Origin of the sequence: Flavobacterium circumlabens (assembly GCF_004345565.1) — a bacterium.
GTDB lineage: Bacteria > Bacteroidota > Bacteroidia > Flavobacteriales > Flavobacteriaceae > Flavobacterium > Flavobacterium circumlabens.
Genome location: NZ_SLWA01000008.1, coordinates 280,866 through 305,946, shown reverse-complemented (window position 1 = coordinate 305,946; position 25,081 = coordinate 280,866). Strand labels below are relative to the sequence as shown.

General features: G+C 35.6%; 18 protein-coding genes. 6 read left to right on the top strand and 12 right to left on the bottom strand.

Annotated features, from left to right (window positions below; translation table 11 throughout):
• The first annotated feature begins 10 nt into the window (after positions 1 to 10).
• The 4 genes from EV142_RS18935 to EV142_RS18920 all read left to right on the top strand — a co-directional run bounded on the left by EV142_RS18935 (position 11) and on the right by EV142_RS18920 (position 3,298).
• On the top strand, positions 11 to 487 hold the full coding sequence (locus tag EV142_RS18935; protein WP_238698753.1) for a nuclear transport factor 2 family protein: 477 nt from the start codon (positions 11 to 13) through the stop codon (positions 485 to 487).
• A gap of 130 nt (positions 488 to 617) precedes the next feature.
• The gene (locus EV142_RS18930; protein ID WP_132037405.1) at positions 618 to 2,084 is read left to right on the top strand and encodes a serine hydrolase; all 1,467 of its coding nucleotides are present in this window, start codon (positions 618 to 620) and stop codon (positions 2,082 to 2,084) included.
• 121 nt (positions 2,085 to 2,205) lie between these two features.
• A complete protein-coding gene (locus EV142_RS18925; RefSeq protein ID WP_132037404.1) occupies positions 2,206 to 2,622 on the top strand; it encodes a DUF6157 family protein in 417 nt (138 codons plus the stop codon).
• A gap of 223 nt (positions 2,623 to 2,845) precedes the next feature.
• Positions 2,846 to 3,298, top strand: coding sequence for a hypothetical protein (locus EV142_RS18920; protein WP_132037403.1), 453 nt, complete (start codon positions 2,846 to 2,848; stop codon positions 3,296 to 3,298).
• Between the two features lie 99 nt (positions 3,299 to 3,397).
• Here the strand turns inward: EV142_RS18920 and EV142_RS18915 are convergent, their stop codons facing one another.
• On the bottom strand, positions 3,398 to 5,782 hold the full coding sequence (locus EV142_RS18915) for a penicillin acylase family protein (protein ID WP_132037402.1): 2,385 nt from the start codon (positions 5,780 to 5,782) through the stop codon (positions 3,398 to 3,400).
• A 117-nt stretch (positions 5,783 to 5,899) separates the two neighbouring features.
• Here EV142_RS18915 and EV142_RS18910 point away from each other — a divergent pair, with 117 nt between their 5' ends.
• Both EV142_RS18910 and EV142_RS18905 read left to right on the top strand, forming a co-directional pair.
• Positions 5,900 to 7,456: a hypothetical protein gene (locus EV142_RS18910; protein WP_132037401.1), complete on the top strand. Its 1,557-nt coding sequence runs from the start codon at positions 5,900 to 5,902 to the stop codon at positions 7,454 to 7,456.
• Positions 7,457 to 7,540: 84 nt separating this feature from the next.
• Positions 7,541 to 9,346: a hypothetical protein gene (locus EV142_RS18905; RefSeq protein ID WP_132037400.1), complete on the top strand. Its 1,806-nt coding sequence runs from the start codon at positions 7,541 to 7,543 to the stop codon at positions 9,344 to 9,346.
• A 64-nt stretch (positions 9,347 to 9,410) separates the two neighbouring features.
• On the opposite strand, the gene EV142_RS18900 is transcribed toward EV142_RS18905, so the two are convergent.
• The 11 genes from EV142_RS18900 to EV142_RS18850 all read right to left on the bottom strand — a co-directional run bounded on the left by EV142_RS18900 (position 9,411) and on the right by EV142_RS18850 (position 25,057).
• The gene (locus EV142_RS18900; RefSeq protein WP_132037399.1) at positions 9,411 to 9,839 is read right to left on the bottom strand and encodes a glycine zipper family protein; all 429 of its coding nucleotides are present in this window, start codon (positions 9,837 to 9,839) and stop codon (positions 9,411 to 9,413) included.
• Positions 9,840 to 9,939: 100 nt separating this feature from the next.
• Positions 9,940 to 11,217 carry a kynureninase gene (gene kynU / locus EV142_RS18895; protein ID WP_132037398.1) on the bottom strand — a complete coding sequence of 426 codons (1,278 nt, stop codon included), beginning with the start codon at positions 11,215 to 11,217 and terminating at the stop codon, positions 9,940 to 9,942.
• Positions 11,218 to 11,439: 222 nt separating this feature from the next.
• Entirely contained in the window at positions 11,440 to 12,489 is a 1,050-nt protein-coding gene (queA, locus tag EV142_RS18890; RefSeq protein ID WP_132037397.1) for a tRNA preQ1(34) S-adenosylmethionine ribosyltransferase-isomerase QueA, read from the bottom strand.
• A gap of 344 nt (positions 12,490 to 12,833) precedes the next feature.
• Complete coding sequence (aroA, locus tag EV142_RS18885; RefSeq protein WP_132037396.1) at positions 12,834 to 14,057, bottom strand: 3-phosphoshikimate 1-carboxyvinyltransferase; 1,224 nt, start codon at positions 14,055 to 14,057, stop codon at positions 12,834 to 12,836.
• A 134-nt stretch (positions 14,058 to 14,191) separates the two neighbouring features.
• The gene (locus tag EV142_RS18880; RefSeq protein WP_012022600.1) at positions 14,192 to 14,518 is read right to left on the bottom strand and encodes a nucleotide pyrophosphohydrolase; all 327 of its coding nucleotides are present in this window, start codon (positions 14,516 to 14,518) and stop codon (positions 14,192 to 14,194) included.
• Between the two features lies 1 nt (position 14,519).
• The gene (locus tag EV142_RS18875) at positions 14,520 to 16,535 is read right to left on the bottom strand and encodes a DUF3857 domain-containing protein (protein ID WP_132037395.1); all 2,016 of its coding nucleotides are present in this window, start codon (positions 16,533 to 16,535) and stop codon (positions 14,520 to 14,522) included.
• 8 nt (positions 16,536 to 16,543) lie between these two features.
• The gene (locus EV142_RS18870) at positions 16,544 to 18,451 is read right to left on the bottom strand and encodes a DUF3857 domain-containing protein (RefSeq protein ID WP_132037394.1); all 1,908 of its coding nucleotides are present in this window, start codon (positions 18,449 to 18,451) and stop codon (positions 16,544 to 16,546) included.
• A 63-nt stretch (positions 18,452 to 18,514) separates the two neighbouring features.
• A complete protein-coding gene (dtd, locus tag EV142_RS18865; protein ID WP_132037393.1) occupies positions 18,515 to 18,967 on the bottom strand; it encodes a D-aminoacyl-tRNA deacylase in 453 nt (150 codons plus the stop codon).
• Positions 18,968 to 19,097: 130 nt separating this feature from the next.
• Complete coding sequence (rsgA, locus tag EV142_RS18860) at positions 19,098 to 20,075, bottom strand: ribosome small subunit-dependent GTPase A (protein ID WP_132037392.1); 978 nt, start codon at positions 20,073 to 20,075, stop codon at positions 19,098 to 19,100.
• Positions 20,076 to 20,214: 139 nt separating this feature from the next.
• Positions 20,215 to 23,520, bottom strand: a complete 3,306-nt coding sequence (locus EV142_RS18855; RefSeq protein ID WP_132037391.1) for a VIT domain-containing protein — start codon at positions 23,518 to 23,520, stop codon at positions 20,215 to 20,217.
• A gap of 454 nt (positions 23,521 to 23,974) precedes the next feature.
• A complete protein-coding gene (locus EV142_RS18850; RefSeq protein WP_132037390.1) occupies positions 23,975 to 25,057 on the bottom strand; it encodes a bifunctional 3-deoxy-7-phosphoheptulonate synthase/chorismate mutase type II in 1,083 nt (360 codons plus the stop codon).
• Positions 25,058 to 25,081 lie beyond the last annotated feature (24 nt).

Below are 25,081 nucleotides of genomic sequence, written 5' to 3'. Positions count from 1 at the left end.
TATGCTACCAATGATAAACATACTAGTTCTCTTTATGCTGTTTTTAAGCAGGGAAGCATTAGCCCAGACAAAGAGTGAAGATTTAAAAACAGATCAGTTAAAAACTGAAATTATCAAAATGGACAGCCTGCTTTTTGATGTGGCCTTCAATCAGTGTGATGCTGCTCTTTTTAAAAAGATAATAGGCGATGATGTCGAATTTTATGATGACCGATACGGATTTAATATCCCTTATGGCAACGAAATAAAAGCTTTGTCGGGAAATTACACCCGAGCCGAAAAAGTAACGCGGAAATTAGACCGCTGCACTATTGATAAATTAGGCGATTTTGGCGCCGTACAAGTCGGAGAACATACTTTTTTTACCAATGATATTCCGGAAGGAACCGGAAAATTCATTCATATCTGGGAGCGAAAAGGCAAAGACTGGAAATTGAAACGAATCGTTACTTACGAGAACAGGCCTTATAAAAACAACCTTAGTTAACCTCTGACAGGTATTCATTAAAAAAAGAAGAAAAAAAGGATTAATATTGAAACGAAATAAAAATTTGGTCGTCTAACAGATTAGCCTACAAGAATAAATTATTAATCTTTACAACTAATCATCAATCATTATGAAAAAACAATCAAACCGTTCTTTATTAAAATCAATTGCCGTTTGTGCGATTGCATTTTTTACCATCACACTGTCTTTTGCTCAGGACAAAGCAAAGCAAATTGACCAGTTAATGAGCCTTTACAATACTTATGGACAACTTAACGGATCAGTACTGGTTTCTGAACATGGAAAAGTAATTTTCAAAAAAGGATACGGTCTCGCTAATATGGAATGGAATATTCCAAACCAGCCCAATACCAAATTCAGGCTGGGTTCTATCAGCAAACAATTTACGGCGCTTTTAATTGTGAAGTTAGCAGAAGAAGGCAAACTAAAATTAGATGTGCCCATTACCACTTACTTATCGGATTATCCGAAAGCAACCGGCGATAAAATCACCATCCATCATTTGCTTACCCACACGTCGGGCATACCAAATTATACTTCTTTCCCTAATTTTTTCAAAGATCAGAGCCGAAATCCCTTTACTCCGGCAGATTTTGTAAAGACATTCCAAAACTTACCACTTGAATTTACGCCGGGTGAAAAATTTAATTACAGCAATTCCGGGTATTTCTTACTGGGTTATATTGTTGAAAAAATTACTGGCAAATCATACGAGCAGTATTTGCAGGAAACGATCCTGACCCCATTGAAAATGACCAACACGGGTTATGACCACAGTGATATTATACTAAAAAACAGAGCGGCAGGTTATGAAAAAAGAGGCAAAACGATCACTAATGCTTCGTATATTGACATGAGTATTCCGTACGCTGCAGGTTCTTTGTACAGTACTGTTGAGGATTTATACCTTTGGGATCAGGCACTTTATAAGAATAAATTACTTTCGCCAGCATCAATGGATTTGCTATATAAACCGTATATCCGCACAGGTGACGAGGCTTACGGATACGGATGGTTTATCGGAGAGTTTGCAAACGGAGGTAAGGACAAATTAAAGGTGATCGAACATGGCGGCGGTATCAACGGGTTTAATACTATTATATCGCGTCTTCCGGCAGATAAAAACATGGTTGTCATCTTAAACAACACAGGAGGAACTGTTTTAGGAGAAATGAATGAGGCGATTAGAGCCATTTTATACAATCAGCCGTATCAACAGCCAAAAAAATCCACGGCTTTTGAATTGTTGGATGTGTTTGCAACAAAAGGGCTGACAGCCGGAATTGATACGTATCAAAAAGTAAAAAACGATCCTACTTACGGGATCAAGGAAGGTGACATGAATAACGTGGGATATCAACTTCTGCAAACCGGGAAAACGAAAGAAGCTATCGAAATATTTAAAATAAATGTTGCCACTTTTCCTAAATCCGGAAATGTGTATGACAGTTTAGGAGAAGCTTACCTGAAAGATGGAAACACTAAACTGGCAATCGAAAATTATAAAAAATCAATAGAACTGGATCCAACAAATGAAAGCGGAAAAAAAGCTCTGGAAGAAATTTCCAAAAAATAATAAGACCAATATTCGTTAATTAGTAAACTCCGATAGCAGAAATTAAGAATCTGTTATCGGAGTTTTTATCTGAAAATCATTATTTTAGCATTGCTATATTTATCCTTTATACCTAAATAAGATGAAAGTTCACACCACAAACTACGAAAACACTTTTATTGAAGTTGCAGAAGATTGTCCTGCGGTGAGTGGTGAGATCCCCAAACAAAAAGGAGAGGCAAAGACTATTGCCGGTATTACATTTGAAATGATCAGCAAGCATCCGTATGAATATTCTTCAGATGATGTTTTATTTCAGGTTTTTGCAGACAAAAATGATTTAACGGAATCTGAATATGAGGAAGCCCGTGAAAAATTCTTTTCAAAAGGACAAGCCTGCCTGCGTGCTTCTCCATTAACCAAGCGTTATGGCTGGGGCGTACATCATAATGAAAACGGAAAAATTGCCCTTTTGGGAAGGGAAACCGAAGCGTATCAAAAACTGCTAAAAGATAAAAAACTCAAAATTGTGAAGGCAATGCGGTCTTCCCGAAAATAATACAAAAAATCAACATCCAATTACGGGTAATCATAATCTTACGAACTCTGACACTACAAAATTAAAAAGGTATGGTCGGAGTTTTTTTGTCTGAAAGTCATTTTTCTATTGACCATTTACAATAAAAAATACTATTTTAGCCGTGCCCGAAAAAAAGATCTTGTAATCCCAAATCAACCTGATTTACAGTAAAAAAAAGCTGTGGACAATTTTGAAAAAACCTATGAAAAATTTAAAAATACTTTCCTTTTTTATTTTAGTATTAGCAATGTTTGTGCCGTCTGTCTGCATTTCTCAGACTGCTTCTACGCATGTGCCGCTGCCTTCTCAACAAAATACCATTATAGTCAACAAAATTATTGAAGCTACCAATTACAAAACTTATTTTGTTGATTATTGCCTTGGCAAAATAAACGAAACCGCTTCTAAAGAGAAATGGAACGACCAGAAAACCATGGCCATAACGGAAACCATCAATTTTAAAAACTTCAGGGAAGCCGTTTATAATATGTTTGCTTTTTATGATGAAGTCGAATTAGAGACGTTATTAAAAACATACGAAAAAGACAGTGCGTACCAAACTACAAATGCCATGACGACCAATAAAGTCCTGCTTAATAATCTGGATATTTATGCCCGGGATATTGTTAAGGGTAAATATCTACTTTCTAAGTAAAAAAAACGGGAGATAAAAGTTTAAAACTTTTATCTCCCGTTTTTTTTAGGTTCTGAGGGGCAAAGGAGCAAAGGTTCTGAGGTTTTAAACTTGAAACCTTTATTTCCGCGGTTTTAATACCAGTTTGGTTGACGTTTTTATGATTTCCTCTTTGTTCATTTTCATTTTTCTGAATTTACCGGCGTTATACATTTCGGCCTGATCGTTATAGTGTTTGCCGAACTGATTTCCCGATTGCCCTGTTGGCAAAATACTCCAGCTGTTTTCAATATCGGAAAAATCAACAATTCTTCTGGTTGAAGGTCCGCCTTTTACATCATATTTTCCGTCACTGCTAAAACTAAAAAACTGATTATTGATTACCTCATTCGATCCAGGATCTGCAAAAGGCCCGACATTAAACAGTTTGCGCAACGCCCCAATTTTCCCCAACGGATGTTCGTGCTCAACGGTATGTACTTTTCCCCAATTCCAATCTGAAACCTGATTGCCTAACTGTTTTTGAAGCGCTGCAATAGCCTCATGAAATGATTTTGAAACAATATCACTTCTGGTTTCTTTGGTGTTTGTTTTGATGTTATCCCACCAGACTGAATTTTCATTTTTGATTTGTTTCGCAATAATCTGCTTTGCTAAATGCATTCCGACAAACAAATTGAAATTATCCTCGCCCATTTCGTCTTCAAAAGTATTCTTCAAATAGAGATAAATCCACTTATTGTAAATGGTTGGGGCAACATCTGCCACATTATGACTTCCTTTCCAGGACTTCAAAACTGTAATGGCCTGTTTTTCTTCCGCGGAAAGTGAATTAGTATTGACATTCGCAATTAGATTTTCAACGGTAGCGGGAACAACTGCAGACGTATTATCATAAATCATTTTACTGATCGTTTCTTTATCCCAGTCTGATTTTGGGTCTAATAATCCTGAAATTCTTTTCGCACGATCTTCCGGCAGATAATACCCGGGGTACAAATAGCCGTCAACTGCTTCCGGTTGATTATTGGCAGAATAAACATATCCCCAATTCGGATTTTCAGCAGATGGATTTTTTGAAAAATCCAGATATTCCGTAATGTCATCTTTACCACTGGCACCGTCCAGGATAAAAAATGAATTTACCCCTTTATTGTGCTTATACAATTTACCAGTTGCCCACCAGGCCACATTTCCCTTGGCATCGCCATACATCACATTCAGTCCCGGAGCGGCAACCAATTGAACTGCTTTTCTGAAATCATCTTTGCTTTTAGCATGGGAAAGTCCGTAAATAGCATCCAGAATCTGAATTGGCTGCTGTGTATAAACCCAGGACATCGCAATCGGATTTTTGCCTTCTAAATGTTCCAGCACATCATTCATAACAGGTCCGTGTCGACTTGATTTAAACGTCAAAACCACATCTGATGTATCTTTTACTTTTATGGTTTTTTTTATGGTTTCATAGTTACTAAAACCCGTTGGCGTCTGATATTGATCCGGGTCTCCTTTCTTGTTGGTTTCCTGATAAAAATCGATATCATCATTTTCGAACATCGTCAGGCCATAAGCATAATCGCGGTTGTGCGCTAACAAAGGAAACGGGGTTCCCGCAAGATAACAGCCATATATTTCATACTTTGGCGTTACCAGATGTGCTTCATACCAGGTTCCCGGCTGCGAAAACCCAATATGCGGATCGTTCGCAAAAATAACTTTTCCGCTTTTTGTTTTATGGGGTCCGACCACCCAACTGTTACTGCCAACGAATGGAGGAATCGGAGATTTTTCTAACAAAGCCGCTACCGATTTTGCAATCGAAGTATATTCCCCTAAATTTTCTTTAGAACTTTTAATCTGCGTGGTATTAAATTCGCCTTCAATTCCTAAATCTTTCAGATATGCCGCACCATATTTACTGCGGATATCGGTCAGGAACGGATCCGTTTTTTGAGCCATTGCAAAACTAAAAGACATATAACCGAAAATGTTATAAATGTCTTTTATGGTAAATTTTTCTTTTTTCACACCCACTAATGTAAATTCAAGCGGTGTGGTACCTTCTTCTAAATACTGATTAATTCCGTCCAGATAAGCCATCGCCAACTGATAACTCTGACTGTTCTTGTCTAATTTGGAAATCGCTTTGTCCGAAGCTTCTTCAATACCAATTCCGGAGAAAAAAGTATCATTTTTAAGTGCTACCGATCCGAAAATTTCAGATAATCTTCCCGGGGCAATTCGGCGCAACAATTCCATTTGCCATAATCTTTCCTGTGCATGCACGTAACCCAAAGCTGTCATCGCATCTTTTTCTGAATCGGCATAAATATGAGGAACTCCAAAATCATCAAAATAGACTGTTGTTTCCTTCTGGAGATTTTTTAATTCCAATTCTCCGCCATATTTAGGCTTCAGATGAAATATATAGGCAAATAAACCAATTCCGACAGCCACAATTAAGACCAATAAAACCAACAGTATTTTTTTAATTTTTCTCATATTTAAAAAAGTATAAACAAATGGACGATTCATAAATGATGTAACTTAAAGGAAAAATCATGTAAGAAACCTTCCTTTTAAAAACCTAAATTTATGTATTAAAACCATTACTTTACTATGTCAATCTATAAAAAAATAGCAATCGGTGTAATTTCCGTCTTCCTTTTTGTGATTTTAATCAATATTGGCCTCAATTATTGGATAAAAAAACAGTTGCCCATTATTATTGACGAGAAAAACAATACGGCCTATAATATCAATTATGAAAAAATAGAGGTCTCACTGCTATCCCGAAATATCTTTGCGACGACCTTATTGGTGCATCCTAAAAATGAACCTAAAGACAGTAAAAACGGGCTTTATGCCAAAATTGAATCTGTTACGATCAAACATTTTAATATTTGGGATCTGGCTTTTCGCGATATTATCCAGGCCGAAAGTATTGTGATAGATCAACCACGCGTAATCTTATATAAAAAAGGAGAAAAACTGCTGAATAACAACAAAAGTATTCAGACACAAATTATTGAGCCTTTCCGAAAAATAATAGCTGTAAAGAATATTTATCTAAATGACGGTGCGGTAGATGTTGTTTCCCTGAACACCAACAAACCGATTCTGAATGTCAAAAAAATCATTCTGAAACTGGAGGGCATTTTGATTACGGACGCTACTTTAAAAGAAAAAATTCCACTTCAATATGAAAAGTACACTTTAGTTTGTGATAGCCTTTATTACAAACCGAATTCTTTTTACCGAATTGGTATTGGCAAAATTATTACCGAAAACAACTTTATAAAAATCAATAAATTTTCACTTTTACCTGAATATTCGAGAAAAGTTTTCGTTCAGAAACTGGAAAAGGAAAAAGACATTTACACCTTAAAAGTCGATTCTGCCAATATTAACAATCTGAAATGGGGTTTCAAGAACGATCGTTTTTTCCTTAATGCTTCTTCTGTTGTTATGGATCATTTTGATGCTAATATTTACCGCAGTAAAATGCCTAAAGACGATTTAAGCAAAAAAGAGCTTTATAATGCTTTATTGAGAAAAATCAAATTTCCAATGAAAATTGATTCCTTGCAGATCCGAAAATCGAAATTGGTTTATGAGGAAGAAATTGATTTCTCTAAAGGCCCGGGAATTCTGACTTTCGATCATTTTAATCTTCAGGCCAATAATCTTCAAAGTGGTTTTGGACTAAAAAAAGCGGAGGATGTGAAAATTGCTATTAATTGCAGGTTTATGAAAACATCGCCTTTTCACGTGAACTGGAATTTTAATGTACTGGATGTAAAAGACAGTTTTCATATTCAGGGAAAAATTTCCAATTTTGATGTAGCTGCCATGGCAAAATTTACCAAACCTTATATCAATACTTCTTTTACAGGAACTTTTAAAACTTATACTTTTGATTTTTATGGAAATGATGCTGCCGCAAAAGGAAATGCAGCATTGGTTTATGATGATCTGAAAGTGAAATTTTACAAAAAGAAAAATCCGGAAAAGGAAGCTAAATTAAAAAGTGCTGTTGCCAATTTATTAGTAAAAAACGACTCGGATAACAAAGCCAAAAAAGCCGATGTTGAATTGGAACGAATTCCCGAAAAGTCCTTTTACAATTTTTTATGGCGCAGTGTAGCCGAATCGCTGAAGAAAATTTTGATTTAAAATTTCAAATCATTCAAAACCTGACATATATCAGGTTTTGAATGATTTTTTTTGCCAACATTTGCTCTTTCAACTCAAAAGAAAATGGCAAAAAATAATTTACACACTTTTCATATCCCGGTCATGGGACTTGCTTATACAATTGACAGTCCGATTCGGGTGGCGCATTATGGTATTTCATCTGTAATCTCGATTGCTGACGATGAGTTAATTGAAAAAATGAGACTTTTTTACAGTACCAAATTCAATCAGCCTTATCAGGAAATCAGCCAGAAAATACAGGATTATCGTGCTGAACGCATTACTTCTTATCTGAATTTAGTCGATAAAATCGTAAAACAAAAATTTGAAAGTTTTAAAACAGAATTAGCCGAGAGCAAAACTGCTTTAGAAAATTTCATGGCGATGTTACCCAATACTTCCGATATCAAGAAAGGCTTCCAAAACCTGTTGGATGATGGAATTTCTTTTAAGGATAACATTCAGAATTATATCGAATCACAGCTTTCACCGGGTGCCATTGATGTCAATATCATGACCAAACTTGACAAAGATAATTTTGACAAAAACATACAACTCCCTATTGCCTTTAATGATGCTCATGCCGCCTTAAGAGGTTTTGCAAAAAGCAACCTTAATTCTTCGGTTGTTCTTTCTGCCGGAATGAATCCAAGGCTTTATAGTTACTTTGAAAATTTCAGTGATTTTTATCCGGATGAAAACAATGTACTGAAAAAGAAAATCATTCTAAAAGTAAGTGATTTTCGTTCTGCGATGATTCAGGGAAACTTTCTGGCGAAGAAAGGACTTTGGGTTTCAGAATACCGAATAGAATCCGGACTGAACTGCGGCGGGCATGCCTTTGCTACGGAAGGATTACTTCTGGGCGCCATTTTAGAGGAATTCAGACAAAAAAAAGAACAATTAGTACAATCGTCACACGAATTGATGGTTAAGTCACTACAGCTAAAAAATACTGCCTTCCCCACAGAACCGTTAACTACAAAAATTACCGTTCAAGGAGGAGTTGGAACTGCAGAAGAACACGAATTTTTGTTAGACACTTATAAAGTAAATTCTATTGGATGGGGAACGCCTTTTTTACTGGTTCCGGAAGCAACTTCCGTAGATCCGGAAACGAGAAAATTATTGATAAATGCCAAAGAAGAAGATTTATATTTAAGCCACATTTCGCCTTTAGGAGTTCCATTTAATTCTGTGAAAGGCACCTCTAATGAAATTCTGAAACAAAAACGAATTCAGGAAAACAAAGCCGGCAGTTCTTGTCCGAAACGCTTTTTGGCTTTAAGCAAAGAATATGATCCAAATGGAATTTGTACGGCAGCAAAAAAATATCAGGATATAAAACTGGCAGCATTAGAAAAGACAAAAGATACTGTCTCTGATGCTGTTTATGAGAAATCAAAAACTAAAATTACCGAGAAATCATGTTTGTGTGTCGGTTTGGCCAATGCTGCTTATTTAGAAAATGATATCAAAATAAAAGGACAGGCTCAGGGCGTGGTTATCTGCCCGGGACCTAATATGGCTTATTTTGATCAGGAAGTTTCACTGAAGGAAATGGTACAGCATATTTATGGAAACAATTCTGTTTTAAGAACTGTAGACCGCCCTAATATATTCGTGAAAGAATTAAAAATGTATCTGGATTATTTCAGGAATGAAATCGAAAATAGTTCAGGGGAAGTCACTTCAAATCAATTAAAAAAATGGACTGTTTTTAAATCTAATCTTTTTGAAGGCATTGCCTATTATCAAAATTTATTTGAGTCGACTTTATTTTTCAAAGCAGATTTAGATAAAATCAGAGAACAATTCAATTCCTGTAAATCAGAATTAACCGAAATTAAAGTCCCTGAATATTGCTAAAAACGAAAAACCCCGGATTAAAATTTAATCCGGGGTTTTATATTTAAACTAATTTAGTTTAGATTTATTTCTTTCTGGAATCTATAATAGCGCCTGTTCCGGCTCCAACTCCGGCTCCGGCCAATCCTCCTATTATAGCACCCTGACCTTTTTTCTTACTAACAGCTGCTCCGGTAATGGCTCCGACTCCGGCACCAATTACAGCACCTTTAGCTGCAGAACTCCAACCTTTCTTTTTGGCTGGTGCAGCGGTCGCAGTTCCTTCAGTCTGGTGATTTACGACAACTACTTTTTGAGCTTCGGCTTGGGCTTCAGTTTTTTCTTTTTCCATTTTAGCCATTTCCACTTTCATTGAATCAATAACTTTTTGTTTATCAATTTCAACTTTCATCGAATCGATGCTAGCTTGTTTCGCTTTATTAATATCCATCTTATCCTGATTCTGACAAGAAACGATACTTAAGGCTGCTATTATTACAAATATTGCTTTCATGATTTTTTTGGCATTTAAATTATACTGTACAAATTAAAGAGGTATCAATTAAGGTTATGTTACATAATTTCAACAAAATATTACATAATTACCTATTATCTTACTTTTCAAGAATTCCTTTTTTAAGGATTTGTCCGAAATCATACATGTCTTCATAAGAACAATATAAAGGAACTGGCGCCAGACGAATTACATTGGGTTCACGCCAGTCTGTAATCACTCCGTTTTTCATTAAATAATCGAATAAATTTCTTCCTTCTCCGTGTAAAAAAACAGATAATTGAGAAGCTCTTTCTTCCGGATTGGAAGGGGTAATAATTTCAAAATTACCCTTAACTTCTTTATCTATTTCATGCAAAATGAATTCTAAATAGGAAGTGATGCGATCTCTTTTAGCAATTAAAGCATCCATTCCAACCTCAGCAAACATTTCAACAGAAGCCAGATAGGGCGCTAATGCAAGTACCGGTAAATTGCTAATTTGCCATCCTCCCGCTCCATGAACCGGATTAAAGACAGGCTCCATTTTAAAACGGCGTTCTTTATTGTGTCCCCACCATCCTGCAAAGCGAGGCAGGCTGGAATCGTTGTGATGTTTTTCGTGAACGAAACAACCGGATGCATTTCCTGGTCCTGAATTCATATATTTATAGCTGCACCAGGCTGCGAAATCGACATTCCAGTCGTGAAGCTGCAACTTGATATTTCCGGCTGCATGTGCCAAATCCCAACCTACTTTTGCACCGGCTTTTTGTCCCGCTGCGGTGATTGTTTTTATATCAAAAACCTGTCCTGTATAATAGTTTACTCCGCCAATTAAAACCAGGGCAAGTTCGTCTCCAACTTCTTCGATTTTAGCCCGAACGTCTTCCAGACGAATGTTGTGTTCCCCTTCACGGCGTTTAATTTCTACAATGGCATCTTCCGGTTTATAGCCGTGAAAGTCAACCTGACTCTGAAACATATACTGATCGGAAGGAAATGCTTTTTCTTCGCAGATAATTTTATAACGTGTTGCTGTTGGCTGATAGAATGAAACCATCAGTAAATGAAGATTTACGGTCAAAGTATTCATCACTGTGACTTCTGAAGGCAAAGCACCAACAATTTTACTTAGCGGTTCTGCAAATCTTTCCTGATAATCCCACCATGGTTTTTGCGCATAAAAATGACCTTCAACAGCAAGTTCTGCCCAGTCGTTCATTACTTCATCAATGTACGCTTTGGTACGTTTTGGTTGTAATCCCAGAGAGTTTCCCGTAAAATAAATTACGCGTTTGTCATTTACTTTAGGAAAAATAAACTGATTCTGATACTGATTTAAGGTATCTTCTGAATCCAGTTGTTTCGCGAATTCGCGTGTATTTAGAAAAGTCATTGTTTTTTGTTTTGAAGCGTAAAAATAACAAGTTTTAAGATATTCTATCGAAAATTAACAAGTTTTAGGCATTCAGTTGTAGTTTTCAGTCGCAGTTTTCAGTTTTCAAAACTGGGACTTTAACTGAATACTGATTGAAAACTGGGACTGGGACTGAAATGACAAGCCATAAAAAAACCCGTCATCTCTGACAGGTTTTTATATTTGATTCGAAATATCTAATTAGATGATTAACATCGCATCTCCGTAAGAATAGAATTTGTATTCTTCTTTGATGGCTTCTTCGTAGGCTCTTTTCATTAAATCATGACCACAGAAAGCAGAAATCATCATTAATAATGTTGATTTTGGTGTGTGGAAATTCGTAATCATGCAATTTGCAATACTAAAATCGTGAGGAGGGAAAATAAATTTATTGGTCCAGCCTTCGTAAGGATTTAAAGTATTCTGAGAGGAAACTGAACTTTCGATAGCACGCATCGAAGTTGTTCCAACAGCGCAAATACGTTTTTTGTTTACTTTAGCAGCATTTACAATATCGCAAGCTTCCTGTTTGATAATCAATTCTTCAGAATCCATTTTGTGTTTCGATAAATCTTCAACCTCAACCGGATTGAAAGTTCCCAAACCAACATGAAGTGTAACTTCAGCAAAATTGATTCCTTTGATTTCTAATTTTTTCAAAAGGTGTTTAGAGAAGTGCAAACCAGCAGTTGGTGCCGCTACAGCTCCTTCTTCCTTTGCGTAAATAGTCTGGTATCTTTCAGCATCTTCTGCCGTAACCTCTCTGTTGATGTATTTTGGAATTGGAGTTTCTCCAAGTTCTGTCAATTTATTTCTGAATTCTTCGTAAGAACCATCGTATAAGAAACGTAAAGTTCTGCCGCGAGAAGTCGTATTGTCAATTACCTCAGCGACCAACGAGTCATCATCACCAAAATAAAGTTTGTTACCAATTCTGATTTTACGGGCCGGATCAACCAAAACGTCCCAAAGACGTTGTTCTGAATTTAATTCTCTTAATAAGAAAACCTCAATTCTTGCTCCTGTTTTTTCTTTGTTTCCGTACAAACGTGCAGGGAAAACTTTAGTATTATTAAGAATCAAAACATCTCCGTCATCAAAATAATTGATAACATCTTTAAACATTTTGTGCTCTATAGTTTGTTTTTGACGATCGATTACCATTAAACGAGATTCGTCTCTGTTTTCTGCCGGGAATTCCGCTAAAAGTTCTTTCGGTAAATTAAATTGAAAATGTGATAATTTCATTTGAGAAAGTTATGAGTTATAGATTTCGATCAGGATTATTTGGACACCTGATTTTTAATCGTGTGCAAATATACGACTGTGAGATAGGCGTTGTCAAGTGTTTTGCTGTTTATTTTCAAAAGCCGTTGATTTAGTGGAGTTTCAGTAACACCAAAAAGACGTTTTTAAACCATATAAGTTGTATAAGTTCATTTAATTTGGATGCTGCAAAAAATTGATCGTGTTTTAATTTGGCTAAAGCCGAAAATTTAAACGCAAAAAAACCTCCAGTTAAAACTGGAGGCTATGCAAATTATGCTCATTTATTTAAATGAACTTATACAACTTATATGGTTCAATTTCTTTTACAATTCTGAAATTTCGAAATTCAATTGTTTCAGATCATTCCAGAAATCAGGATATGATTTTGAAACTACTTCGGCATCTTCGATTATAATTGGAACTTTAAGAGCCAACGGAGCAAAGGCCATTGCCATACGGTGATCGTTGTAAGTCGCAATTTTCACGTTGTGATTTATATTTTGAGAAGCAACCAAAGTCAGGCTATCGTTAGTTACTGAAATGTTTGCCCCTAATTTTGTAAGTTCAATTCGAAGCGCTTCCAGTCTGTCTGTTTCTTTAATTTTTAACGTATGAAGGCCTGTTAAATGACAACCTATTCCTAAACCTAAACAGGTTACTACAATAGTTTGTGCAATGTCAGGTGTATTGTTCAATTCAAAATTTACCGTTTCAAATTTAAAGTTCTCTTGTTTTACCAATGTCATTTGATTGTCCTGAAACGTAGTATGAACGCCCATTTTTTCATACAAAGAAACCAAAGCCGAATCGCCCTGCAGACTGTCTTTTTTATAACTGCTCAAGGTGATTGAAGCCGTCTCTGCCAAAGCCACTAAACTAAAAAAGTAAGAAGCGGAACTCCAATCTGATTCTACTACCATTTCTTTAGATTCAACCTCAGCTTTTGGATAGACTTTGATTACGTTTCCTTCAAAACTGGTCTGAATATTCAAATCATTTAGCAAAGCCAAAGTCATTTTGATGTATGGAACCGAAGTGATTTCTCCTTCTAAAGTAAGCTCTAAACCATTTTCCAGTTTTGAAGCTACTAATAAAAGTGCCGAAATATACTGACTGCTTACATTGGCAGCTAAAGTAACTTTTGAAGCTGTAACTTTTTTCCCTTTGATTCTTATTGGCGGATATCCTTCTTCTTTCTGGTAGGAGATTTCAACACCTAATTGTGCCAAAGCCTCTACCAAAATCTTGATTGGACGCTCCTGCATTCTATGCGAACCTGTCATGACTACTTCGCGACCTTCCTTTACAGCAAAATAAGCAGTTAAAAAACGCATCGCTGTTCCGGCGTGGTGAATATCTACAATTTCATCATTTCCAATCAAGGCTTTTTGCATTACTTCGCTGTCATCGGAGTTTGAAGTATTCGCCAAGGTGATATTGGGAAACAATGCTTTGAGCAATAACAAACGATTGGTTTCGCTTTTTGATCCTGTTACTGCAATTTGTCCTTGTAAATTATGTTGCGTCGTCTGAAGTAGTAAATTCATTTTTTTAATTGTAAGTTGTAAATTATGAATTACGAATGATTAGAAACGTGATTCAGCCACGCAATTTACCACTCCCCGTTCATAATTCAAAATTCAAAACTCATAATTCAAAGCTTATGAGTGATATTTCACAATTATTTTAGTTTATCGTTGTTTTTGTGACGGTCTTTATCCCGAACTGATTTTAAATCCATTTTTTTATCGAAAGCGGCTTGTAAATCGATTCCGGTTTGATTGGCCAGACATAAAACGACAAATACAACATCTGCCAATTCCTCTCCTAAATCTTTGTTTTTATCACTTTCTTTTTCTGATTGTTCGCCATAACGTCTGGCTATAATTCGAGCCACTTCACCTACTTCTTCTGTGAGTTGTGCCATATTGGTCAATTCATTAAAATAGCGAACACCGTGCTCTTTTATCCAGGTATCGACGTCTAATTGCGCGTTTTTCAAATCCATCTTATATTCTTTTTAAAACTATTTTTTCCGTTTCTTTAGCAATCATCTTTTGATAATATTCTTTCAGCATTTCATATTTTTCAACTGAAACAATAGCTTCGTTTATTTGATGAAGAATTGATAATTGCAGTGAATTTCCATTTTCAGCAATATTAAATTTGAATGTTCCCAAATTATCTTCCATTGCCAATATTGACGGTGCCGGCAAAGTTTCTACAGCGAACCCTTCAGGAATTTTAATGGTAATATTGAATTTATCTACAAAAGGGAATCCGAAATCTACCGGATATTCGCGGACTTCCTGCTTGAAAGAGTTTTCTGTTTTGGTATAAAACAACATTGGGTTGATATAGATTTTACCTCCAATGACTTCCGCTAAATTATCTCCTTTAAAAGAATAGCTTTCTATCGTTGGCAGTAAAACTTCTTTTTCGTTTGTTCTGCTGTATTCGCTAATTTCTATTTTATTATTATCATTTTCAAGTTTTTCAAGATATACATCTTCTTTTACCCCGTCTACTTCATTTCTGTACGACATGGCATTATAGTCTGTACATTGTCTTCTCACTTTACCATTTACTTTACCTTCGGCATCAATCTCATAATTGATAAAAATATTATCATTGGATGCTTTTTTAGGCATTAAATCAATCGCTTCAGAAGTTCCGTCCTTACGAATCAGTCTTCCCTGCCAGTTTAAAGCTCTAAAAGGCAAAATATTAGGAGACGAATATTTACTTGTTGCATCTAACAGAATAACTCCGTTTGGTGTTTCTACGGCAGCAATCACATAATTAAAGGCCGTTCTGTTAGGAAACAAAGCAATCCCGTTCGAACGTGTACTTACTAAAACCGGATTTGCCGTAAGGCCTGCGTTGCGCAACATAGCTGTTAACATCAGGTTGATATCTGCAGAATTTCCCGTTTTTTCTTTATAAGCTTTACGTACCCCTACATCACATCCATAGCTGCTGTTACCATCCCATTTAACGGTTGATTTTACATAATTCAAAACAGTCAGTACTATTTCGTCAGTTGTTGTAATTCCGGTCAGAAGCTTTTTTAAATCATCTTCAAAATAACCTGTTTTATTTAGTTCCGGTCCGAAATCATCATAATCGTAAATTGTTTTCACTACTGAATTCCAATCTGAAGAAAATGTTTTAATAGGACTGTTTGGCCATTTAACAGCAGACAATTCAAAAGATAAAATTGATGTATAATTATCGATATTATTCACAAAAGATTCGTCTTTTATTGCTGGTAAATCTTCAATCGAATATGTTGTTTTAGTTTCAAAATAATCTGTTTTGTCTGTCGAAAAATTAGTTTGAGTTACTCTGCCCTCGCTTCGTTCTTTCGTTGTCGATACTATTGTTTTTGACTTGGTTTCAACAGTTTTATTAGGAAAAATATATCCTTTTTGCATTACGTTGTACACATAATACTCCGGAATAGAGGTTGAAAATTCTGATTTATTTACGGGAATGTCATATTGAAATCTCCAGTCTCTCATCCAGCTTACAAAAGGAGCTCTTATCGTATATTTGAATTCAATAACAGAACCTTCTTTTACATTAGGCAATGAGATTTTCTTTCTTCCGTAAGATTTACTCACCGGTTCGTCAAATATTCCATCACTTTTTAATTTTGTTTTTTCAACTTTCCCGCCCACTAAGTTAAATGTATTAGCATCTGATATCTGAACATTTTCTTTTGAGTTTCCTGAAATAGAATAACCGATAGTCTGATTGGCAAAATCGTAACCTTCTTTCTTATATATTTTGATACGCGTTTCAACTTCCGTTGTTAAGACGAAACCGTTAATCTCATTATAATCAAAGTAGGAAACTCCCTTTTTGTATAAAACAGCAGCAACTGCAGCGGTATCTTTAGGATGTTTTTTCTCCTCTAATTCGGCAACTGAAACTTTTCCAAGTTTAAATTCCTGAGCAGTCAGCTGAAGAAAGGAAAAAAGGAAAAAGAATAAAATAATAGATAGTTGTTTGATTTTCATTCGTTTGATTAATTCTTTGTTAGTATAATTTTGGCATTATCATTTTTTGACACCTGTTCCATAAAGAGACGGTATTCATCATATTCTTTATTCGAATATTTTCCTTTATTTAAAAGCATTGAACGCTTGTAAGTCAGCTTGTTATTTTCTTTTTTGACGATTTCAGTTTTGTATTCCCCAAATTTCCCTTTCAATTCGAAATTTGCTGGCAGAAATTCCACAGTAAAACCGGCTGGAAGATTAATTTCGATTTCATCAGAATCGAGATATCCACGCTGAATCTGAAATGGATTTTTTCTGTTTCGGATTCGTTTTACATTTCCGTTATTCCTATTGAATGCATCAACAGCAAAAATCATTTTATTGGCAGAAATAGTCGCATAATTTATGGCACTGATTTCAATATTCTCCGTAAAACGAATATTTTCCTTATCGTTTGTAAAGGTTATTTTTCCTAATTTCAAATTATTGATATTATCCCAATATTCTTTGTAATGCGCTTCTTTTTCAGTTGGCTGTAAATGTTCTACTCTTGCTTTTGAGTTGTATTGAGAACCACCGGATATTATAGAAACTGAACCCGAAAAATTACCGTTTTCATCTATGGTGTAAATTCCTTTGTCGATTTGCTCATTGCCTTTGTCGTCGTATATTTTAGTTCTTACAATTACTCCGCCTTCAGGCTTCACCACCAGAACATCCCTGTCATCTGTAAATGTTCCCTGATAACCAAAAGGATCATCCTGACTCGTACATTCAAGCCATGTGTAATTATCTCCGGTTGGGATTGCCAATATCATATGGTTGCCCTGCATAGAAACAAAATCAGATTGTATGTTTCTTTTATAACTATCCCCGTATAAAATAGTATTGTATGATGGAACGCCGACAGTTTCCAGAAGTGCTTTTGTATAATTGGTCAAGGCTTTACAATCGCCATATCCTAAACGGTCTACATCAGTAGCAAACATTGGTTTCCATCCTCCGATACCAATCGCAATATTTACATATCTTGATTTTTTCTGCACATAATCATAAATAATTTTTGCTTTCTTAACGGGATCTTTTTCATTCCCAACCAGCGCTTTTATTTTTACTTTAGTTTCTTCCGGCAAAACAGTAGTTCCGTTTAGAATCTTATCGCTGTACCATTTGCCAAATGTTTCCCATGTTTTTGCTGTCCCGTCTACACCTTCTAAATGAAAATTTTCCAAACCCATCATTACCCTTGGAAAAAGATCCGAAGAAGAAGGACTGTAATCTTCCGGTTTCTGAGCTAAAATATTAACCCCGACATAAGACAATTTTGTATCCGTATCTGTAGTTTTTTTGATGTTCAGGTCGGCAAACTGAAATTCTTTCTTTTTAAATCCGAGGTCGTTCGGGAAAGTCACATTTAAGATGCATTTCTGCACGCTTACATTATATCCTCCTAAAAAATACCATTGCGGTATAAAGGCCGTATTTGAAGTTTCTATTTCACTGGTGTAAACCACCGTAAACGGATAGGAAACCGGAGTATATTCCAGAAAAACTACACGACTGTCTGAAAAAAGAGTGCTTCCTCCTACAGTGCTTTGATCTTTAAAATCTTTTCGTTTTATTTTTTTGATTTCTTTACCAAAAGCATCATAAACTATGGCTTCAATATTTTTTACTGAAGTTGTTTTGTCATAGTTCTGATAAGCATCAATGTCATTTAATCCTTTCTCATTAAAAACCGAGACCACTCTCTGCGTTTTGATGTTCATACTGCGTTGCGATTCAATGGTAATATCCAGTTGATCTAAACGAACGACTGCATCCGCATTTTCTTTGAGAGTGTCTGAAATAGAAGTAGTATTATATTCGCTCTTTTGAGCAAAAGAAAGGAAGGAAAATAAGAAAAAAAACAGCGCACAATAAAGCTTTTTCATTAACAGGGAATTTCGCCAAATATATATTATTTTCAGAAATCCTTAACAAATCTTTAAGAATATTTATTCTCTGTTTTTGCTGTCTATTAAAATAGTAACAGGGCCATCATTCAAAAGCCTTACCTTCATATCTGCCCCAAAAATCCCGGCTTGTATTTTTTTATCAAACTCCTTTTCCAAAGATGCTATGAAGTTCTCATAAACCGGAATGGCAACATCTGGTTTTGAAGCTTTTATATACGAAGGTCGGTTTCCTTTTTTGGTAGAAGCGTGTAATGTAAACTGGCTTACGACTATGATATCGCCATTGATATCCTGAACGGAGCAGTTCATGACCTCATTTTCATCACCGAAAATCCTCATTTTAATGATTTTTCCAACCAGCCAGTCAATATCTTCCTGTATATCTGCATCTTCAATTCCGACTAAAACCAATAACCCTTTTTGAATATCAGCTACTTTTTGCTGATCTACAGTTACTGATGCCTCTGAAACTCTTTGAAGAACTACTTTCATTTTTAAGTTTTATATAAATTTGATTTTATTAGTCACAGATTACAAGGATTAAGCAGATTTTTAAAATTATGCCTGAAAGGTGCAAAAACAGTGTTTGGAATTTGGAATTTTTAAATATTGGAATTTAAATTTATTTTCTCAATTCATCACTAGCTTTTCGGTCTTCGTCATAAGAATCGGTACGATAATTTTCATCATCGCCTTCTAAGATTTTTAAATAACTATTGTAACGGGACCAGGCGATTTCGTCTTTTTCTAAAGCAGCTTTAATCGCGCAATGCGGTTCTTCTTTATGCAGGCAGTTGTTAAACTTACATTGGTCCTTTAATTTAAAGAATTCAGGAAAGTAACCACTGATTTCTTCTTTTTCCATGTCTACAATCCCAAAACCTTTGATTCCGGGTGTATCAATAATTCTTGCATTAAAAGACAAGTCATACATCTCTGCAAAAGTTGTCGTGTGCTGACCTTGTTTACTGGCTTCAGAAATGGTTTTGGTTTTAAGATGCAGGGAAGGTTCCATCGCATTGACCAACGTTGATTTTCCAACTCCGGAATGTCCTGAAAACATACTTACTTTACCAATCATCATTTCTTTTAATTCCTCAATACCTTTCATTTCGGTAGAAGAAACACGAAGGCATTTGTAGCCAATCTGCTGATAAACATATTGCATATACAATTGATCTTCCAGCGTTGGCTCATCAAAAGTATCTATTTTATTAAAAACCAAAATCGTTTCAATGTTATATGCTTCAGCTGTTACCAAAAAACGGTCTATGAAATTGAAAGTTGTAGGTGGATTATTAATGGTAATCAATAAAAAAACACGATCAATATTCGATGCGATAATATGCATTTGATGCGATAAATTAACCGATTTACGAACGATGTAATTCTTTCTTTCGTGAATATTAAAAATAGTTCCGGTTACAGCATCAGAAGTTTCTTCGAGTTCATAATCGACAATATCGCCTACAGCAATAGGATTGGTACTTTTGATCCCTTTCATCCTGAACTTTCCTTTCATACGGCATTCTATAAAATCGCCTTTTTCAGATTTTACGGTATACCAGCTTCCTGTAGATTTATAAACGAGTCCTGTCATTCAAATAATAGATTGTTTATTTTAGAATTCAGATTATACTGAAAACTAAAAAATATTAAAAGGCAAAATTACGTTTTTAGAATTGAACAACGCAACTTCGCCTTTTAAAATTAAAAAACAGATCCTAAAATTGGTTCGTTTACCAAATAATTTCGGCTAAGATTTCATTTTCCTTAATTTTTCCTAATTGAATTGTTTTTAAAGTTTTGGAAGTTTTTCCGGCTCTGGTGGTATAAATTTCTACCATAACAGTCGCCGGGCCGCTTTCGGTTAATTCTCTTTCGCCAAAATAATTGGTTTTGATTTGATATTTTCCTTTTATAGCATTTCGAATTAAATATTGTTCCGGTCCGTAACCTTGCGTAAAATCTTTAGAAAATCTCGCTCCGGCTTGTGTACTTCTGTGCCCGTAATAACATTCTTCCCCATTTGGTTCAATAATATGCAAATCTAAATCGACATCCATCAGGTTCCAGTTCATAATGATTCTGATTTCAACCGGCATTTTATCCAGGTATTTTTTATCCAGTTTACCCGTTTTCAGCTCTTTGTGTTCAATCATCAAACGATTAATGTCCATCAGGATAATATCTTCGACACCTTCATATTGTCCGCTCATTTCTCCGTAATAATTCACTTCTAATGCTTTAATCAATTGGTCAAAAGCATCCTGATATTTTCCGGCATCTTCCAATGCCAAAGCATAATCCCTGAGGCTTTGTGGTTCATGTGCTCTCCATTTTGCAATTTGTCTTGCCGTAAACACGGCATCATCAAAATCCTTCCATTGACGCAGCGTGTATGTCAAAGTTTTATAAAGCTGATGGTTCTCTAATCCTAAATCGGCAATATTGCTAATGACCTGCAATGCTTTTTTGACATCACCCTGATTATAAAAAAAGTGAGCCACATCAAAATAGAAAGCAGGATTTCTTTCCTGTGCATCTCTTAATTCAAAATACAATTCGTATTGTTTTTCTTTTGGAGCCGAAGCAAGAGCCTTTAAATACAAGCGATCCGGGTTCCAGGTTTTAGGCTGATTTTCGATTCCATTTGATTCTGCATATTGCACGTCTTCATCTTCATCTTCGATATCTGAATCTTTTTTAGAATCAGAATTGGTTTCGTCCTCACTACTGATCATTTTATCACTGGTTACCGATGGCGCTATTTGAACTCCGGCCACTTTACCTACAAGCGCTTGTGGCATACCAGCATTATTAGAAATACTTTCTTGTGAAACAACCTGAGTAGAGTACCCAACTGATTTTCGCTCTCTCCTAACACCTTGTGCCGTTACCACAACTTCACTTAGCGACTGTGAAGACTCTCTTAGTTGTACTCTAAGCTGATTATTTCTTCCCACATTTACCTGAGAAGATTCATATCCAATGAAGCCAACATTCAGATTGCTGTTTTCGGCAGCCTGTATAGTAAACTTACCCTCAAAATCAGTATTCACTCCTCCCCTTACTCCATTTACACTAACAACAGCTCCCGGTAATGGTAACCCTTGAGGATCGATAACAACTCCCGAAATAAATCCGGGCGGAACTGTTCTGCTTCTGCTGGAACTCACATTTGATACCCTGTTATTTGTAGTTCGGGGATTTTTAACTTTTGGTTTTGGCAGCTGTTTTGGAGCCGTATATTTAAGATCTTGTTTCCACCAGGAATTTAAGGCTGTAAAATAAGTATCAATACTTTCCCAATTATTCTTTTGTCTGGCTAAATTAGTATCCTGTTCCTGTTTCTTAATCCTGTCAAACTCTGCGCGCAATTCTGCAGGCGGTACAATATCATACGCTATATAATCGCGGATATCTTCCAGAACAATCAGGGAGGTATTTTTGGTAATGATTCCGTATTTCTTTCCGAGCAGTTCAATTTCATCCGCATTTTTATCATACTGCAAATCCAGATTGGCTATTTTTTTCTGGGCCCAGAGTTTTTCAATATTTACATCTGTTGTGTTTTGGGTCCCGGCATCCAGAGTGATTTTTCGCTCCAGTACTGTATTATGGTAACCAAACAACAAGGTGATTTCGCTTTTCGGATTTAAGGAAATCCCTGAAAAACTGAAACTTCCTGAAACCGAAGTGCCTTTCATCGGAAACAACTCTGTAATGGTGTAATTTTCTTTTATTCCCAGAAATTTCAAATTATTATTCACCAGTTTATCTAAAGCATTTGCGAGATTCAATTGGTTCAGATTGATAAAATTACCGCCGGTTTTCATGGCAGCAAAATTCAGGAAAGCAAAATCTGAAGAAACGGAAGAGGTAATCGTATAAATTGGACTATTCGTTTTAGGCAAAGTGTTTTCGCTTAAAGAAGATAATCCATCCGAAAAAAACAAAAATTCATCATGATTTGGGAAATTTATTTGCGAAAAACGGGTACCGCCATCATACTTTGTGTTTTTCAAAACAGATTGTAATTCAGTCCAGTTACCGTCTGAAATCACAAATTCCTTTTGTCTTTCGAAAGTATAATTTAAAAAGTATAAAGTTACTTTCGTGTTTTTTATTTTTTGAAAATAGGCGTCCAGTAAATTCAATTCCTTTTTTAAATCACGTGTTTTACAGCTCAAAGAATTATCCCAAACCAAACCAATGGAGGCCGGTACTTTTTTAGCTGTTTTATTTCCTTCAACAAATGTATTTCCATAAAAATAATATTGCCCTCCCAAATTCTGCATCAGAACACTTGGTGCATTTTCCTGAATCGGAATGTTAAAAACTAATTTTTCGGAAGGCTGATAATTTTCTTTTTTCAGTGAAGTCTGAAAAGATTGATTCCATTTTGAAAAGACGATTTGCTCCCCTGAATTTTCATTAACAGTTGGCGAAGCAGCAGTTCCCAAAACCGAAACATTAATTTCAAATTTATCTAACTTTTTCGGATAACGGCTCACCAGCTGATACGCCAGATTATTTTTATCGAAAGCAGAAAGCTCTTCTTCGTAGCCAATAATGACGATTCGTTCGCCATTTGGCATCAACGGATAAATTCTCGTTCTAAAGTTATTCCCATCTACTTTCTCCAGTAATCCCGGATCAACGCGACGATGTTCGATGGCTTCAAAAACCTGTTTCCCTTTATTCTTATTTACAGGAACAGCTTCTCGCATTTTTCCGTTGATATCGATGGCATATCTGGAAACCGAAACATTTTCCGGCAATGGAAAAATAAGTTCCGCCTCCATCTGACGGCTGCCTGAATTAAAAAAATGCATTTCAGCAGTGGTGTAAGCAACATTCCCAACCACTTTTACATTGACAATAAGCTGGCTCATTCTGACACTTTCAGCAGCATCTCCCTTTACAGTCAATTCAGGACTCTGTGCAAAAGTTTTTGTTCCTGCGAACAATAAAACAAAAAGGAATAATTTCAGGATTCCCTGAAAAATTTCCGGCTTAGATAAACAGATTTTCGATTTCATAACATAGAAGTTAAGGTTGTATACTTCTATAGAGCGAAAAAGACTTGCAAAGGTTGGGAGCACCTCCAATTTATTTCAAAAAAAATCTCACAAGCTTAAAAAAGCAGTACCGATTTAAAGTTTCAACATATAAGTAGTATAAGTTCATTTAAGCGCAATGTTTGTAAAACTTAAATGAACTTATACTACTTATATGGTTTAAAAAATAACAGGCCTTGAAGATTTTTTCCTGCTGACTAATACTTGTATTGTGAATTGCTTTGAATATTCCCAAAACAAACTGTAACATTCGAAACATTTTAAAATTATTTCAAAAAAAATCTCCAGAGCCTTACAGCCATGGAGATTTTAATTTTTTTTACCATATAAGTGATATAAGAAAATTTAAGCTATGCGCTTGCAAAAATTAAAAAAAACTTATAACACTTATATAATTTATATGTTTTAGAAAAAATTATGCATTAAATATTTTTTCCTGGTGACCAATACTTTCCTGGTGAATGGCTTTGAACATTCTCAAAACAAACTCTTCAGTAAGACCTTTTTTCTCCCCTTCCAAAATCATTTTTCCTAAGATTTCGTTCCAACGATTGTTTTGAAGGATCGCTACGTTTGCGTCTTTTTTCACCTGACCGATTTCGTCAGCTACTTTCATACGTTTTCCTAATAACTCTAATAAGTTAGCATCCAAAACATCGATGTTAGCTCTTAGTTTCGTCATTTTTGAACTGTACTCGTCTGTAGTATCGTCTGTTTTTCTGATGGTTAAATCTTTGATGATTTTTTTCAAAGCATCCGGAGTAACTTGTTGTGCAGCATCAGACCAGGCATTGTCCGGATCGTAGTGCGTTTCGATAATCATACCATCGTAATTCAAATCCAATGCTTCCTGCGTTACTTCGAAAATCATTTTGCGATCTCCTGTAATGTGGGATGGATCGATGATTAATGGTAAATCAGGAAATTTATTTTGCAATTCGATCGCAATCTGCCATTCCGGGATATTTCTGTATTTTGTTTTTTCGTAAGTCGAGAAACCTCTGTGAATCACTCCTAATTTCTCGATTCCGGCCATATATAAACGCTCTACACCACCTAACCATAAAGCTAAATCAGGGTTTACAGGGTTTTTAACCAAAACGATTTTATCAGTTCCTTTCAATGTATCCGCAATTTCCTGAACTGCGAATGGATTTGCAGTAGTACGGGCACCAACCCATAAAACGTCGATATCATGTTCTAAAGCCAGTTTACAGTGAGCTGCAGTCGCAACTTCAGTTCCCATTAATAAACCAGTTTCTTTTTTAGCTTTTTGCAGCCATTTCAATCCAATTTCCCCAACACCTTCAAATCCTCCCGGACGTGTTCTTGGTTTCCATATTCCGGCTCTGAATACACTAACTTTTGAATCTTTCAATTCATGAGCAATTTTCAAAACCTGATCTTCCGTTTCTGCACTACATGGTCCGGCTATCACAAGTGGGTGATTTAAATTGAAATCTTCTAACCACTTTCTCATTTCTTTCTTATTTTCCATCTTAATTTTTAGTTTATTTTTTAG